This window comes from Niastella yeongjuensis, assembly GCF_900110245.1.
GTDB classification, from domain to species: domain Bacteria; phylum Bacteroidota; class Bacteroidia; order Chitinophagales; family Chitinophagaceae; genus Niastella; species Niastella yeongjuensis.
Genome location: NZ_FOCZ01000001.1, coordinates 575,602 through 590,705, shown reverse-complemented (window position 1 = coordinate 590,705; position 15,104 = coordinate 575,602). Strand labels below are relative to the sequence as shown.

16 protein-coding genes are annotated in these 15,104 nt (G+C 42.9%); 11 read left to right on the top strand and 5 right to left on the bottom strand.

Translation table 11 applies throughout. The annotated features are described in order from the left end of the window. Positions 1-158: 158 nt before the first annotated feature. Positions 159-590, top strand: a complete 432-nt coding sequence (locus BMX95_RS02705; RefSeq protein ID WP_133053888.1) for a hypothetical protein — start codon at positions 159-161, stop codon at positions 588-590. 76 nt (positions 591-666) lie between these two features. Here BMX95_RS02705 and BMX95_RS02700 read toward each other — a convergent pair whose 3' ends face one another. Continuing rightward, complete coding sequence (locus BMX95_RS02700; protein WP_081198959.1) at positions 667-1,662, bottom strand: alpha/beta hydrolase; 996 nt, start codon at positions 1,660-1,662, stop codon at positions 667-669. 77 nt (positions 1,663-1,739) lie between these two features. On the opposite strand from BMX95_RS02700, the gene BMX95_RS02695 reads away from it, so the two are divergent. The 6 genes from BMX95_RS02695 to BMX95_RS02670 all read left to right on the top strand — a co-directional run bounded on the left by BMX95_RS02695 (position 1,740) and on the right by BMX95_RS02670 (position 7,568). Continuing rightward, positions 1,740-1,964: a DUF2905 domain-containing protein gene (locus BMX95_RS02695; protein WP_081198960.1), complete on the top strand. Its 225-nt coding sequence runs from the start codon at positions 1,740-1,742 to the stop codon at positions 1,962-1,964. A 144-nt stretch (positions 1,965-2,108) separates the two neighbouring features. Continuing rightward, positions 2,109-3,215 (top strand): acyltransferase family protein, encoded by a 1,107-nt coding sequence (locus BMX95_RS02690; RefSeq protein ID WP_081198961.1) that lies wholly within the window; start codon positions 2,109-2,111, stop codon positions 3,213-3,215. 185 nt (positions 3,216-3,400) lie between these two features. Beyond that, a complete protein-coding gene (typA, locus tag BMX95_RS02685) occupies positions 3,401-5,209 on the top strand; it encodes a translational GTPase TypA (RefSeq protein WP_081198962.1) in 1,809 nt (602 codons plus the stop codon). A 262-nt stretch (positions 5,210-5,471) separates the two neighbouring features. Next, complete coding sequence (locus BMX95_RS02680; protein ID WP_165758872.1) at positions 5,472-6,173, top strand: FkbM family methyltransferase; 702 nt, start codon at positions 5,472-5,474, stop codon at positions 6,171-6,173. Positions 6,174-6,192: 19 nt separating this feature from the next. Further along, positions 6,193-7,248, top strand: a complete 1,056-nt coding sequence (locus BMX95_RS02675; RefSeq protein ID WP_081198964.1) for a glycosyltransferase family 4 protein — start codon at positions 6,193-6,195, stop codon at positions 7,246-7,248. A 95-nt stretch (positions 7,249-7,343) separates the two neighbouring features. Then, positions 7,344-7,568, top strand: coding sequence for a hypothetical protein (locus tag BMX95_RS02670; RefSeq protein WP_081198965.1), 225 nt, complete (start codon positions 7,344-7,346; stop codon positions 7,566-7,568). A 34-nt stretch (positions 7,569-7,602) separates the two neighbouring features. On the opposite strand, the gene BMX95_RS02665 is transcribed toward BMX95_RS02670, so the two are convergent. The 4 genes from BMX95_RS02665 to BMX95_RS02650 are packed head-to-tail and all read right to left on the bottom strand — an operon-like array spanning position 7,603 to position 11,265. Continuing rightward, complete coding sequence (locus BMX95_RS02665; protein ID WP_090519270.1) at positions 7,603-8,484, bottom strand: hypothetical protein; 882 nt, start codon at positions 8,482-8,484, stop codon at positions 7,603-7,605. Between the two features lie 15 nt (positions 8,485-8,499). Further along, complete coding sequence (meaB, locus tag BMX95_RS02660; protein ID WP_081198967.1) at positions 8,500-9,393, bottom strand: methylmalonyl Co-A mutase-associated GTPase MeaB; 894 nt, start codon at positions 9,391-9,393, stop codon at positions 8,500-8,502. Positions 9,394-9,430: 37 nt separating this feature from the next. After that, on the bottom strand, positions 9,431-10,456 hold the full coding sequence (locus tag BMX95_RS02655; protein WP_081198968.1) for a glycosyltransferase family 9 protein: 1,026 nt from the start codon (positions 10,454-10,456) through the stop codon (positions 9,431-9,433). A 38-nt stretch (positions 10,457-10,494) separates the two neighbouring features. After that, positions 10,495-11,265: a glycosyltransferase family 2 protein gene (locus BMX95_RS02650; RefSeq protein WP_081198969.1), complete on the bottom strand. Its 771-nt coding sequence runs from the start codon at positions 11,263-11,265 to the stop codon at positions 10,495-10,497. 236 nt (positions 11,266-11,501) lie between these two features. On the opposite strand from BMX95_RS02650, the gene BMX95_RS02645 reads away from it, so the two are divergent. From BMX95_RS02645 to BMX95_RS02630, 4 genes are all read left to right on the top strand, one after another. Continuing rightward, positions 11,502-12,143, top strand: coding sequence for an LON peptidase substrate-binding domain-containing protein (locus BMX95_RS02645; RefSeq protein ID WP_081198970.1), 642 nt, complete (start codon positions 11,502-11,504; stop codon positions 12,141-12,143). Between the two features lie 92 nt (positions 12,144-12,235). Next, a complete protein-coding gene (locus BMX95_RS02640) occupies positions 12,236-12,970 on the top strand; it encodes a type III pantothenate kinase (protein WP_081198971.1) in 735 nt (244 codons plus the stop codon). Positions 12,971-12,997: 27 nt separating this feature from the next. Next, positions 12,998-13,579, top strand: coding sequence for an LPS export ABC transporter periplasmic protein LptC (gene lptC, locus BMX95_RS02635; RefSeq protein ID WP_081198972.1), 582 nt, complete (start codon positions 12,998-13,000; stop codon positions 13,577-13,579). A gap of 54 nt (positions 13,580-13,633) precedes the next feature. Continuing rightward, positions 13,634-14,623, top strand: a complete 990-nt coding sequence (locus BMX95_RS02630) for a potassium channel beta subunit family protein (RefSeq protein ID WP_081198973.1) — start codon at positions 13,634-13,636, stop codon at positions 14,621-14,623. Positions 14,624-15,104: the final 481 nt, after the last annotated feature.

The following is a 15,104-nucleotide window of genomic DNA, read 5'->3' as shown; positions in this document are numbered from 1 at the left end:
GCCATTTTCATTTACAATGGTATATCTATAATACTTGTATTGTTTATAGCTTACCGCTTAAAGTCTACAACTGTATTTTTCCGTTTAACATTCCTTTAGTAAACAACTTCTTTCCAAAGCCATCTATTATACAAACAAACAATTGGAGGAAACAGTATATGAAACAGATTTTTACCTTTATCGCTGTATTGTTTAGTATTAGCAGTTTTGCTGCTCCCGGTCCTAAAGCTTCTAAAATTTCTATATCTACCGTTGACAAAAACGTAACACAGGTGAAGATTGACGGTGTGATCTATAACATGAATAATACTTTTGTTTTGGATAATATTCGTACCGGTAACCACACCATCAGTATTTATCAAATGGAAAAGGTTGGTTTTAGAAGAAATACAAAAACTATTTATAACAGCTCGATGTCAGTAATGCCTGGTCAAACCATCAACATCGACATTAACCGTAATGGTAAAGTAGTGGTTAAAACTACTACCGATAAGGTTGACAGGAATGACCGTTACGATCACAACGATCGTAATGATAACAACCATTACAACGACCACGATAACAGAAACAACAATAACGGAAGACACTAATTAGGGTGAATAAAAAGAAAAAAGGGTCCCCGACGCTACTGTCGGGGACCCTTTATCTTATAACAAGTTTACCGTATTATAATGGCTTTATGCCCAGAACTTCAGTCATAAAGCGTTCTGTTTCTGTTTCAACGCCGGGTACATCGTTCGATCTGATCGACGAACCAATTACGTGGTCGCCTGCATTCGGCATTGCCACTTCCCGTTTTTTATCGTTGGGGGTGCCCAGTTCTGCAAACATGGTTTTAATAGCGCTTACTTTCACGGTGCTGTCCTGGTGAACAGTGTCTTTATAATAATAAAGGGTGAGGGTGGGCTGCGTTACCTTTTCGAATGTTTTCTTGTTCATGGTTGTTTCCAGCAACTCCTGCAGGCTAACAGCAGCTTCAATACGGTAGTGGTAAGTCCAGTATTTACGATACGCTTCGCGGTGATCATCCGAGTCGAGGTATTTAGAACTTTTAACCATTCTGGCCACCTGTAAACCCCAGGGGTTATTTAAGATCCAGGCGGTACCGTCATTGATCTCAATATTGGGTGACATCAGGATCAGCGCAAATACATCGGGATAGGCTGCAGCCAGTTGAAGGGCCAGCGTACCACCGGTTGAGGTGCCAACCAGAATAACTTTATTACCCAGCTGTTTGCCAATGGCCAGTGCCTGTTTGGCGCTTTCCCAGTAATTATCTGCGGTTAAATTAACCATGGGCTCGGTAGTATCGATACCATGTTCGGCCAGGCGGGATAAATACAGATTACAACCGAACTTTTTAGCCAGGTCACGATGAACGGGATCGCCTTCACCCTGCGAGGCGGTAAACCCATGCAGGTATACCAGTGCATATTCAGTTTTATTCTTTAATGAATCATTGGCCCATACTACCCGGGCTTCATTATCAGGTTTAATTTTATGACCGGCCTCCTGTTGTTGAATGTAACTGACAAGAGCGGCAGGTTCAGCCGGAACAGCCGGTATAGCAGTGGAATAAACTGGTGTTGAAGGGTGGGGGCCTAACAAGTATACAAGGGCTAAAATTGCCGCAACCAGAAGGACCCATTTTATTTTACGCATATCGTAAATTTGGCGCTGAAATTAACGGCTTTTTATATACCGGAAAAGCATTGAGGGTAATTTAAAATGATTTTTTTATGAATTCGGACACCGGCAAGTATTTGATACTCATTGGCGGCGCTGTGGTGATAATAGGGCTGGTCATTTATTTCTTCCACGACAAGCTCCATTGGATCGGTCATTTGCCGGGTGATATCCGGATTGAAAAAGAAAACTTTCGCTTTTATTTTCCCATTACAACAATGATTATAGCCAGTGTTGTTATAACGGTTGTGCTTAGTATTATTCGAAGGTTCCTGTAATGGATCGGTTGTTTGCCACCGGTACCCATAGCCAAATTAAAATAAGGTATCAACCGCACATAGTTGATAAATTTTTAATTCCTTTGTACTTTCCTTCCTGTAGAAAGACCGCAAACAGATTCCCCTTCTTTATTAATCGTTTGTATGACCCAAACTAACCGGTTCATTTCTTTGGATGTATTTCGAGGCCTGATCATTTGCCTGATGATTATTGTAAATACCCCCGGCAGCCACGACACTATTTTTGCGCCGCTGGAACATGCAGCCTGGAATGGGTTTACCCTCGCAGACCTGGTTTTTCCTTCATTTCTGTTTGCCGTGGGCAATGCGCTGTTTTTTACCATGCAAAAATCAAAAACCCTTTCCCTGGGGCAGGTGCTGGCTAAAATAGGCAAACGCACCGGGTTGCTTTTTTTATTGGGTTTTCTGCTGTACTGGTTCCCGTTTTTTAAAACCAATGAAGCAGGCCATGTAGTGTTCAAAACATTTGCAGAAACAAGGGTAATGGGCGTATTACAGCGAATTGCGTTGTGTTATGGCATCGCTTCGTTATTGCTCTACTACTGCAAACCTAAAGGTGCCTTCCTGGTTGCAGTGGGGCTGTTGATTGCCTACCAGGGTATCCTGTTCTGGTTTGGCGAACCCGGGCATGAACTGAGCATGGTAGGCAATGCGGTAACGAAATTAGACCTGTGGTTGCTGGGCCCTGCCCATATGAACCATGGCGAAGAGGTGCCGTTTGAACCTGAAGGAATTTTAAGCACCCTGCCGGCCATTGCCAATGTGGTAGCGGGCTACCTGGTGGGCTGGTATATTCAATCTGCCGGCAAAACAAAAAAGATGCTGGCCTGGTTAACGGGCTCAGGCGCCGCCCTGACACTGCTGGGGCTTTGCTGGGGTATTGTTTTTCCCATCAACAAAAACCTGTGGACCAGTTCTTTTGTTTTATACACCGTAGGGTTGGATTGTTTGCTGCTGGCTGCTATAATTTACATAGTTGATTTTTTGAATATAACCCGCTGGACCCGGTTTTTTGAAGTGTTTGGAAGAAATGCACTGTTCATTTATCTGCTATCTGAGGTGGTAGCCATCCTGCTGCGGGCCTCCCACCTGTACAAATGGATATTTAACCATTTTTTCAGTTTTCCCGGTTTGTATACAGGTTCGCTGGTATTTGCCATTTGGTTTATGCTAATGTGTTGGCTCACAGGCTTGATTTTAGACAAGCGAAAAATTTACATCAGGGTTTGATCCGGCGATCCATAAAAACCCGTATTTACCCGAATTAATTGTACATAAAGTTTCCGCTTTTGCTTGCCCCGCCCGTTGATTTGGCGTACCTTTGCGCCTCGTTTGCCTTTGCTGCGAAAAAAGCATTCAAAGGCATTCATTATTAAGAATTTAAAAAAACATTTCCCGTCAGGAAAAAGGAATTTATGGATATCAGAAATATCGCCATTATTGCCCACGTAGACCACGGAAAAACTACCCTGGTAGACAAAATCTTACACGCTACCAAAGTGTTTCGTGATAACCAGGAAACTGGTGAGTTGATCATGGACAGCAATGATCTGGAAAGAGAGAGAGGTATCACCATATTCAGTAAAAACGCGGCAGTAACGTACAAAGACGTTAAGATTAACGTAATTGATACCCCTGGCCACGCCGACTTTGGTGGTGAGGTAGAACGCGTATTGAAAATGGCGGATGGTGTGTGTTTGCTGGTTGACGCCTTTGAAGGGCCTATGCCACAAACCCGCTTCGTATTACAAAAAGCACTGCAGTTAAACCTGCGCCCGATTGTGATCATCAACAAAGTTGATAAACCTAACTGCCGTCCTGATGAAGTGCACGATGCAGTATTTGAATTATTCTTCAACCTCGATGCTACTGAAGAGCAGCTGAACTTCCCTACTTATTACGGTAGCGGTAAAAACGGCTGGTTCAACGATTCATTAACTCCCTGCGAAGATATTACCCCGCTGCTGGATGGTATCATTAAACACGTACCACCGCCAGCTGTAAGCGAAGGTACTCTGCAACTGCAGATCACTTCCCTGGATTATTCTTCTTTCCTGGGTCGTATTGCCATCGGTAGAGTAGCCCGCGGCACTATAAAAGAAAACCAACCCATTTCATTGGTACAAGCCGATGGAAGCATAAAAAAGACCCGTGTAAAAGAATTATATGTGTTTGAAGGCATGGGTAAGAAAAAGGTAAGTGAAGTAGTTGCCGGTGACCTCTGTGCCGTTGTAGGTATCGATGGATTCAACATCGGGGATACCATTGCCGATTTTGAAAACCCGGAAGCGTTACCTGTTATCAGCGTTGACGAGCCTACCATGAACATGACATTCTCCATCAATAACTCACCATTCTATGGTAAAGATGGAAAATTCGTTACCAGCCGTCACCTGCGCGACCGCTTAATGAAAGAAACTGAAAAGAACCTGGCGTTAAGAGTAGTAGACAGCGAAGGCGGCGATGCCTTCCTGGTATATGGCCGTGGTATCCTGCACTTAGGTGTATTGATCGAAACCATGCGTCGTGAAGGGTACGAGTTAACTGTAGGTCAGCCTCAGGTTATCGTAAAAGAGATCGATGGTAAGAAAAATGAACCATATGAGGTACTGGTAGTTGACGTACCACAGGAATTTGCTTCAAAAGTAATTGACCTGGTAACCCGTCGTAAAGGCGAAATGCTGGTGATGGAAACCAAAGGTGACATGCAACACCTGGAGTTTGAAATTCCTTCACGTGGTTTGATAGGTTTACGTACACAAATGCTGACCAACACGCAAGGTGAAGCTGTAATGGCCCACCGCTTCAGCGAATATAAACCCTGGAAAGGTCCAATCCCCGGTCGTAACAACGGTGTGTTGCTGGCCAAAGAAAATGGATCTTCAACCGGTTACTCACTCGATAAACTGCAGGATAGAGGATCATTCTTTATCGACCCAGGTGAAGAGATCTATGCAGGTCAGATCATTGGTGAGCACATTAAACCAGGCGACCTGGTAGTGCAGATCACCGAAGGAAAAAAACTCACCAACATGCGTGCCAGTGGTAGCGATGCTGCAACCAACATTGCACCTAAAATTCAGCTTACCCTGGAAGAGTGTATGGAATATATTCAACAAGATGAGTGTATTGAAGTAACGCCTAACTTCATTCGTATGCGTAAGACCATACTTAATGAAGAAGAAAGAAAGAAACAGGCGAAGTCAATGAAAGCCGAAGCTTAATATACGTATATAAGTTTTTCTTGTAGAAAGGGGCTGTCAATAATGGCAGCTCCTTTTTATTTGACTTAGAAATAAAAAGGCTATTTCAACTACGGGTTAGAGTGCCTTATTTAAAGCACTATGTTCTACGGAATTTCTTATATTGCAAAACTTTACTTTAACTATGGTTAAAAATTCAATATCCCGATACAAAAACCTGTTTCGCCATATTAGCAACTGGTCCGGTTACTTTACAAGAAAACTCAAAAAGGGATTCAGCCCAATGCAGTTTACCACCAGGGGTAATCCAATTCACTTCCGGGTTCCATCTACCGGTCTTTACCTGGTCTTTAAAGAGATTTTTGTTACCGACTTCTACGATATTGACAACCTGGTAAAAAAGCTTCCTGCCAAACCTTTGATCATTGATATCGGTGCCAATGCCGGGTATTTCAATATGATACTGTTTTCCAAGGTAAAAGACGCTACCGTATATGCATACGAGCCTATTCCGGTGAACTATGAACTATTCAAAAAGAATATTTCAATCAACCCTGGTCTGGAAAAACAAATACACCTGTTCAATAAAGCAGTAACAGGAACACCCACTGAAAGTGTGGAATTGTTTATGGAACATTCAGCTGATAATTCAGTTATTGCTTCCATCTATTCCGACTTTGATCAACAAAACAAGTACAGCCTTAAGGTGCCTGGCATTTCACTGGAGGAGATCATAAACGGCAATGGTTTCAGCCACATCGATTTGTTAAAGGTAGATTGCGAAGGCAGCGAATACCCTATTATCTACGAAACACCTGCTGCTGCATGGTCGAAAGTAGACAGGTTAACCATTGAGGTGCATAACCTGGATGATGATAAAAGAAATCATAAATACTTGGGTCAATTTTTACAAAAACAAGGCTTTGATGTGCAATCGCAATTTGTACATGCCAATTGTTATGTACTGGATGCTGTTCGTAAATAAAGCGTTATTATTTTAATAAATGAATCGTATAACTTTTGATTGTGTACCTGGCAAGAGTGTAGTGGGGGGAATATATCAGTTTGTTCTGAATACGGGCAAAGCCTTGATTCAGCAGGTAGATCCTGCCCGGGAGGCACTTAGTTTTTATGTTCATAAGGACGTGCCCGATTTTTTGGGTAAGGATCAGCGCTATATTATTCAGAAGAAATCACATCGCTTATTTCAAAGTCAGTTGCAGGACTGCGACGTATGGCACAGTACCATACAGGACGCAAAAATAATACCCCGCAACCGGCGTATAAAGGTGGTGCTTACCATCCATGATCTCAACTTTTTGATCCAGCGGAAAGACCAGCCTGGCAAAATAAAAAAATACCTGGGCCGGGTGCAGGACAATATTAACCGTGCCGATCATATTGTTTGTGTTTCTGAGTTTACCCGGCAAACCGTGTTGCAAAACCTGAAGACGGATGGCAAGCCGGTTGACCTTGTTTACCAGGGTTCTAAAATAAAAGAGTTTCCCGGTTACGATACACCGGTGTATCGTCCCGTACGGCCATTCATCCTGGCTGTAGGCGCCCTGGTGCCCAAAAAGAATTATCATGTATTGCCCTGCCTGTTACAACATAATGATTATGAACTGGTGATTGCCGGCACCCGCCATGAAGAATATGTGGCGAAAGTAATGGAGCAGGCAGCCTTGTTTGGAGTAACTGACCGGGTTCATTTACTTGGAGAAATATCTGATGAGGACAAGTATTGGTATTTAAAGAACTGTACGGCCGTGGGTTTTCCTTCACTGGCTGAAGGGTTTGGTTTGCCACTGGTAGAAGGCATGTATTTCAGCAAACCGGTATTTATTGCAACCAGCACCAGCCTGCCTGAAATTGGGGGTGGCCTCACCTATAACTTTGATCATTTTGACCCGGAATATATGCAGTCGGTATTTGAAAAAGGCATGCATCATTTCGAACAAACAAGGCCAATACAAGCCCTTCACGAAAGGGCATTGAATTTCACCTGGGACAAAAATGCGGCCGGCTATTTATCTATATACCGCAAACTGGGTCAGTAAGCAAATATTGCTGGTCCATCACCAGTTTTTGGCCTGGACCCCGCCTCAAAGCGAAATCAAAATTTCTTTGTAATTTGCAGTGTAATTGAATAGTTATGGGAAGAGGAAGTTTGATCCTGACAGCATTATTATTGCTGTTTTTTATAGTTCCGGCCGATCTGTTGGCACAATGCTCTATCTGTACAAGAACGGCCGCCCAATTAGGAGAGAGACCCGCCAAAGCCCTGAATGCAGGCATAATTTACCTCGGTCTTACCCCCTTTGTTATCATAGGTTATATTGGCTATCGCTGGTGGCAGAATAACAAGATAGAAGATTAACCAACATCCTGATATAGTAATTTATTATCTCTGATTACTTATTCCGATTCAGGTATTGGCCATTTTTTGGCGGAAACAGTTTGTCAACACGGCGATGCAGTTTCTCAGCCGTACTTCTTCGTTTGATGTAAATGGGTATTTGCCCCAGATCTAACTGAGCAATTCCGGCGATCATCTCATCTATACTTTTACCCCTGAACTGTTGTTCGGCCACCCATGATAAAATGAACTGGTCCCAATCGGGTTTATTGCTCCAGTAATGTGCAATCCAGGGTTTTGAATCCCCAATAGCATTATATACATGCGGCAGCGTAGCCGAAAAGGAAAATTGTTCGCACAGATAAAGGGGACCGCTGTTCGCACAGATAGCATCGCATATTTGCAGCACCATCTCAAGATCTTTACCGTTTTGCAAATTAGGAATGGCAATTACCCCTGCATTGCGCATATGATTAGTTGGCTTGAATTGAAGCCCGGCATAGGTTTTTCCCTGTACTGCTTTCCAAACCCGTTGGATATTTTTAGCTGGATGTGTTGATATTTCTCCTTCATCTTCGTGCATGTAAGGTTTGCCTTTCAGCAGATCGGTTTTTAAATCAGTAATATCCCTGTATAAGAATGTATCTGTATCGCAATACATGACCGGGCTGCCTGCATACATTTCAGCCACGTGTTGAAGGGCTTTTATTTTGACCCGGAAGAAATAGTCATACGGTCCTTTCCATTCTTTTATTATTTCCGGTGTTACCGTAATAAGGTTTACATGACCCTTTAAATGGTTATAGAAAGAGGGCGAATCGGTAATTATGTTTATAGAATCAATTTCATTACGCTCCTGCAAGAACGACATTGCCGAGAATGCAGCCTGCAAATGATGATGAAAATGGTTCCCAAAAGTGCAATACAGTAAATGCATAGCTATTAAAGGGTTTTAATAGAACCGGGTTATAAACGAATACACGTTCGTTATATTTTCTTTTTGAATGGCTGTCAGCAGGTCGTCTTTTCTAATATCCTTCATGCGATGTTTTTGCAGTAGGTGCCAGGCTTTTTCAGCAAGTAGTCTGTATTTCTTTTCTGTTGTTTGCACCTGTTTGAACCTGCTATTGATGGCATCGACTAATTCAACGATACCCTTTTTTTGTGAAGCTATCGTTTTTATTACTGGTATCTCGATAGCTGTTTTATGAAATGCCGGCTGTAACATACTTCTCAGGTTCCGGTAAAAAGTATCTGCATCTGGCCGGTCGGCTTTATTTACCACGAAGATATCGGCTATTTCCATAAGTCCGGCCTTCATGGTTTGCACTTCATCACCTGCTTCGGGTACCAGCACTACTACGGTCACATCGGCCAGCGCAGCAATTTCTACTTCACTTTGTCCAACCCCCACCGTTTCAACAACGATGTAATCAAATGGCGCCGCTTTCAGCAACTCGGTTATTTCAATGATTTGCGGATGCAGTCCACCCAGTGAGCCTCTGGTAGCCAGGGAACGGATATACACATCGGGATGGTTATACCATTCGCTCATGCGTATACGATCGCCTAAAAGGGCGCCCAGGTTAAATGGGGAAGAAGGGTCAACACATAATACTGCCACTTTTTTATCGTTCCTGACCAGCTCTCCTATAAGTGCATCCGTTAAGGTGCTTTTTCCTGCCCCGGGAGGTCCGGTTATACCAATCACGGGTGTTCCGGAGGCTGGTAATGCCTGTAACAATGCTACATACCCCGGCACTTCATTTTCAACATAAGAAATGCCCCTGGCAATACTTTTGGTATTGCCCTGTTGTATGGTAGTTAATAATTGCTGCCAGTTCATGTAAAACAGGTTTAGTACAAAATGTGCTGGCTACGGTTTATTGTTGTTTGGCTTTTTTTAGCTCGTACTTCTTTATCAGTGTTTCCCGCAGCCAGGCTGCTGGAATGTCATTAATGCATTGACAGGCGCTCTTATTGTCTCTGCATGCTTCGCATTGTTTATTCAGTACAAAAACGGTGGCGTTAGGTCCCAGTGGCGCCCAGCGGCCCGGGTGAACCGGTCGCATGGGTGGATAAATACCCAATGCATCTTTACCCAATGCGGCTGCAATATGCAAAGGTCCGGTGCTGTTGGCTACCAGTCCATCACATTGCTTTATAAACGCCATAAACTCAGTAAGCGACATTTTACCGGTTATATCGGTAACCAGGTGGCCTGCTTTGTCGAACAACCCATGCAGCAGTTCCCTTTCCTTCGCTGTACCGGAAATAAAAATATTGAATGCGGAAGGAGGCAGCAATTGAATAAGCTCACAAAACCTTTCCAACGGCCATTCCCGCGCACTGCCCTGCGATTTCGGATGTATGATCAGGTTGTATTTGTCCTTTTGGACTAAAGCTGTCAGGTGAGCGGGAAGCGGTTGTATTTTGGTGAGTCCTGTTAAGTTCCCAATTTGTTGCAGCGAATAGTTTTCTTCAATACCCAACGCTTTTAATAAGATCAGGTTTAGTTGTGCCTCATGCAGGTCTGATTTTTTGCGGCTCAATTTGACCAGCTTATTACAGGTGAACCAATGATACAGGCGGTTGGTTGTTCCAATGCGCAGTGGAATGCCGAGCGCCTTCGCTCTTTTTGCAATACGCGATACAGGAAATACATGCAGGATGCATTCAGCCGGTTGGCCGCCCACCAATACTTTGTTCTGCAAAAAATTATCTACATCGATAAACTCATCCACATAACCACAGGCTTCGATAACCGGTTTTGTGTAAGATTTTCCCATGAACCCGATAGTTATATCGGGAAAATGCTTTTTTAATACGCCTGCCACGGGCAATGTCAAAATCACATCGCCAATGCTGTCTGTGCGGCTGATAATTATATTGCGGGGAATTTTTTTCAATATGTTCTTATTAATCGTTTAAATAAATTGTGTTGAAATTATTTGAGCGGCTTTTTATTGGCGCCGGATAATTCCCACAATTTTACGTACCGGGCAAAAGCAGCATACGCATGCATGATCGCTAAAATAAAACCGTGCAGGCCATCCAGAAAACCTCTTTTAAAAATATAGGATTGTATAAAGGTCATTAACGGGCTAAAAATGATCTTGAAGATAGATGCTTTTTTCCCTCTTTTAATATAATCCTGGGCAGCCAGGTTTGTGTAGTAATTTATCTTCGATATATGTTCTTCAACCCGGTAATAGGTGTAATGCAACAGATGGCCTTTTAAAGCGGTTGTTTTTTGACCAGGTGCTATGACCAGCGTTTCATGTACATCTTTTTCATCCCAATGAGTGTTGGCCCTGTTGAACAACCGTATTTTTTTATCAGGGTAATCAGCACCATGCCTGATGAATTTACCATAGTAATAGTTGAACCGGGATAGTTGGTATATGCCCTGCAAACCCTTTCTTTTTTCTTCAAGAATGGCTTGTGTTAGTTGCTCATCGAGGGCTTCATCGGCGTCTATTGATAGAATGTAATCATGGCTTGCTGCATTATTGCCAAGGTTCTTCTGGGGACCATAACCCAGCCAGTTTTGTAGTATGACTTTGGCCCCGGCCTGTTGGCATATGGCAACGGTATTATCGGTTGAATTGCTATCTACCACAATAATTTCATCTACCACCGGCATTAATGAATCAAGGCACCGTTTAATATTTCTTTCTTCATTTTTAGTAATAATAACCGCTGTAATGGCATTCATTGAATTGGTATTTATTATGACGGTGGTTCGGCTGGTTAAATTTATACAGAATGTACAGGATCAATTACGGGATTATCATTAATTACTAACGCGGTAATAAATCCCGGAATTTTCATAACTTTTAATTAAATACGGTGTTAAAGAAAAATGCAATAAGCTTTGCAAATGTAGCTGAATGTGGAATATATTTTACAGTTTTAAAAACATTGTATTAGATTGCAAACCGCGTATTTTATATGACTAACTTCATTCCCATATTCCCCCTGAGTATTGTAGTTTTTCCAGGCGAAAAGGTACATCTCCATATTTTTGAGCCGCGTTATAAACAATTGATAACTGAATGCTTCGAAACCAAAAAATCATTTGGTATCCCCTCAGTGGTAAATAACAGGTTGCAGGAAATGGGCACCCTGGTGCAGGTGAACGAAATAGTGCAAACGTATGAGAATGGCGAAATGGATATTAAGACCGAAGGGTTGCGCATTTTTCGCATTTTAGAGATAATTAAACAGGTGCCCGAAAAATTATACAGCGGGGCCATTGTAAACTATCCCGAAAATGACGACGCCGGTAACAGGGAGCTGATGCAAAAAGTAGTGAACGGGGTAAAGGAAATGCACCGCCTGTTGAATATTTCGAAAGATTTTAAAAAACCCGAACAGGATTTAAAATCTTACGATGTAGGGCACCATGCGGGTTTGTCGCTCGAAGAAGAATATGAATTTTTGGGGTTGATGAAAGAACTGCAACGCCAGGAATTTATTAAGCGGCATTTACAAAAAGTATTACCCATGTTGCTGGAAATGGAACAGTTGAAGGAAAAGGTAAAATTGAATGGGCATTTCCGTAATTTATCGGCTTTTGATTTTGATTTGTAACAGGCCCTGGTAGAATCTTTTTTGGCGGAAACAAAAAAATCACATTTCTTCATCCGGTATTTGATCCAGGAAACCGTTAAAATCTATACAGATTGGTTCATACAACTACGCTTTGTTTTGATTTCGGCAATACCCGGTTGAAATGTGCCGTGTTTAATAACAGGGAATTACAAGAGGTGCTGATTCTGGAAAATGACAACAATGACACCATTCAACACCTGATTGAAACCTACAAACCTGCCAAATCAATACTGTCATCAGTAGTACATCACAACCCGGAAATGGAACAACTGCTGACTGCGGCTTCCAGGTTTCATAAACTAAGCCATCAGTCAAAAATACCCATCACCACACCGGTAGGAAAACCGTCTGATATAGGGGCCGACAGGCTGGCGCTGATGGCAGCCGCCGTTGATCTTTTTCCCACACATAACAATCTGGTAATAGGGCTGGGGAGCGCAATTACTTATAACTTCGTCAATAAGAACAAAGAGTTCCTGGGGGGCGGTATTTCGCCAGGCATGGAAATGCGATTTAAATCGTTAAAAATGTTTACGGCAAAGCTTCCCCTGGTTGAAAAAGACTGGAACTTACCATTGATAGGCTATGATACCCGCACCAATATACTTAGTGGCGTAATTCTGGGAATGGCCAAAGAGATAGATGGAATGATAGATGCCTATGCAGAAAGATACCGGAACTTTAACGTGGTCTTAACCGGGGGCGATGCACCCTATTTTGTGTATCATTTGAAAAACAGGATATTTGCAGACCCTGACCTTATTTTCAAGGGACTTTATGCTATCAGCGAACACAATAATGTGTAACAGAATGAAGTTGTTAGCAAGAGAAATATGCGAAGAACCAGCACTACATATTATTTTATTACTGCAGCCCTGTTGATGGGTTGTTTTTTTGCATTTACCTCCTGTGAAAACGATGAGAAGGAGGTTGATAAATTGTTTCAAAAGCAGGTAGCCGTTGAAGAAGCCAGGAATGTAGAAAGCTATTTAAGCCAGGCAGGTACCGTAAAGGCCAAACTCACCTCACCGTATATGCTTCGGGTACAGGTTCCCGATTCACCTTATATGGAATTTCCCCGCACCATGCATGTGGATTTTTATAACGACAGCACTGTTATAGAAAGCACGGTGGACGCCCACTACGCCAAGTATGTGGAGTTTGACCACAAAGTACTGTTGCGCGACAGCGTACTGGTGCAAAGCATCAAAAATGGCGATACCTTGCGTACACAGGAACTCTGGTGGGACCAGGATAAAAAGGAATTCTACACCGATAAACCCGCCCATGTATACCAGCGCGATAAAATAATCTTTGCCCAAAGTGGGTTGCGCGCCGCCCAGGATCTCACTACCTACACTTTTTACAAAAGCTCGGGCCCCATGCTGGTACCCAGCAATGGAATGCCGCAGTAAAATTTTGCCGGCTAATTTGCTGAAGCCTTACATTTGGCTCCTAAACACATTATTATGGAATATAGACGATTGGGCCGGTCGGGCGTGCAGCTGAGCGTCCTTTCATTTGGCAGCTGGGTAACATTTCACAAACAAATAGAGGATAATAGCGCAGACACCTTAATGGGCATAGCCTATGATGCAGGTATTAATTTTTTTGATAATGCAGAAGGGTATGCCGGTGGGGAAAGCGAAAAAATGATGGGCCGGGTATTGAAGAACAAGAACTGGGACCGTACCTCGTACACGCTGTCATCGAAAGTATTTTTCGGCCTGCATGGAAAGAACAATAAACCTAACCAGGCAGGCTTAAGCAGAAAACACATTGTAGAAGCCTGCCATGGGGCATTGGAACGCCTGCAGCAGAATTACCTCGATCTGTATTTCTGCCACCGTCCCGATCCCACCGTGCCTATCGAAGAAGTGGTTTGGACCATGCACAACCTGGTACAACAGGGCAAGGTATTATACTGGGGAACCAGTATGTGGAGTGGGGCAGAGATCATGGAAGCCCATCGGGTAGCACAACAATACTGCCTTATTGGGCCCGTTATGGAGCAACCGCAATACAATATGTTCGAACGCCATAAAATGGAAATGGATTACCTGCCCGTGTTTCAGAATGTGGGGCTGGGAACCACCATTTGGAGCCCGCTGGCAGCCGGCTTCCTGACCGGGAAGTATAATGATGGCATTCCAGAGGACTCAAGACTGGCCATACAGGGCTTTGGCTGGTTGCAGGACAGATGGCTCCAGGATGAGAAAATAAAAAAGGTAAAACAGCTTGCCACACTGGCCAAACAACTGAATGTTTCGCTGGCGTCACTGGCCATTGCATGGACTATAAAAAACCCCAATGTGACAACGGCCATTCTGGGCGCAACCAAACCGGAACAATTACATGAAAACCTCAAAGCCCTGGATGCCCTGAAAGTATTGACGCCCGACGTACAGGAACAAATAGAAAATATTTTACAGAACAAACCTGCGATGGACCTGGCGTAGGCCATTCAATAAATAGTTGTATCATGAACACTTATACCCCGGCTGGCCGGGGTATTTTTATTTTTCAGCGTATTTATGCGCTTTGCGTGCTTGTACTTAGCGGTAATTTCATCAACTAACGGTTATAGGTACGTATAATTACCAGTAACTAATCTACCCACATACCTGTTAAACGATTTTTACCAATATATTACTCGCTGGCCCTGGGATTATTACTATCCTCTTTTTGAAAAAACAGCAGCAGATATCCAGATAAAAAAAATCTGAAAGAATTACTTAAGATTTCTTACCCGTTGGTTGTTTCTTATATCAGATAGCCACAGAAAAAAAGAAATTAAAGTCATTATAAACTTTCTAATAGGGGTTAAATAGTGCATAGGGCAAAAAGGCCGCCTTTTTTCAAGGGCGGCATTATTTTCTGCTAAATAATTAGCAATACAAGCCGCCTCAAAAGTAATTGAGGGTATAAAAAGAAAACCGG

Excerpts from the sequence above, each read along its gene's own strand:
- meaB (WP_081198967.1), bottom strand. The coding sequence starts at position 9,393 with ATGAACTGGCAGCAATTATTAACTACCATACAACAGGGCAATACCAAA.
- BMX95_RS02630 (WP_081198973.1), top strand. The coding sequence starts at position 13,634 with ATGGAATATAGACGATTGGGCCGGTCGGGCGTGCAGCTGAGCGTCCTT.
- BMX95_RS02650 (WP_081198969.1), bottom strand. The coding sequence starts at position 11,265 with ATGAATGCCATTACAGCGGTTATTATTACTAAAAATGAAGAAAGAAAT.
- BMX95_RS02695 (WP_081198960.1), top strand. The coding sequence starts at position 1,740 with ATGAATTCGGACACCGGCAAGTATTTGATACTCATTGGCGGCGCTGTG.
- BMX95_RS02665 (WP_090519270.1), bottom strand. The coding sequence starts at position 8,484 with ATGCATTTACTGTATTGCACTTTTGGGAACCATTTTCATCATCATTTG.
- BMX95_RS02645 (WP_081198970.1), top strand. The coding sequence starts at position 11,502 with ATGACTAACTTCATTCCCATATTCCCCCTGAGTATTGTAGTTTTTCCA.
- BMX95_RS02670 (WP_081198965.1), top strand. The coding sequence starts at position 7,344 with ATGGGAAGAGGAAGTTTGATCCTGACAGCATTATTATTGCTGTTTTTT.
- BMX95_RS02675 (WP_081198964.1), top strand. The coding sequence starts at position 6,193 with ATGAATCGTATAACTTTTGATTGTGTACCTGGCAAGAGTGTAGTGGGG.
- BMX95_RS02705 (WP_133053888.1), top strand. The coding sequence starts at position 159 with ATGAAACAGATTTTTACCTTTATCGCTGTATTGTTTAGTATTAGCAGT.
- BMX95_RS02690 (WP_081198961.1), top strand. The coding sequence starts at position 2,109 with ATGACCCAAACTAACCGGTTCATTTCTTTGGATGTATTTCGAGGCCTG.
- lptC (WP_081198972.1), top strand. The coding sequence starts at position 12,998 with ATGCGAAGAACCAGCACTACATATTATTTTATTACTGCAGCCCTGTTG.
- BMX95_RS02700 (WP_081198959.1), bottom strand. The coding sequence starts at position 1,662 with ATGCGTAAAATAAAATGGGTCCTTCTGGTTGCGGCAATTTTAGCCCTT.
- BMX95_RS02680 (WP_165758872.1), top strand. The coding sequence starts at position 5,472 with ATGCAGTTTACCACCAGGGGTAATCCAATTCACTTCCGGGTTCCATCT.
- typA (WP_081198962.1), top strand. The coding sequence starts at position 3,401 with ATGGATATCAGAAATATCGCCATTATTGCCCACGTAGACCACGGAAAA.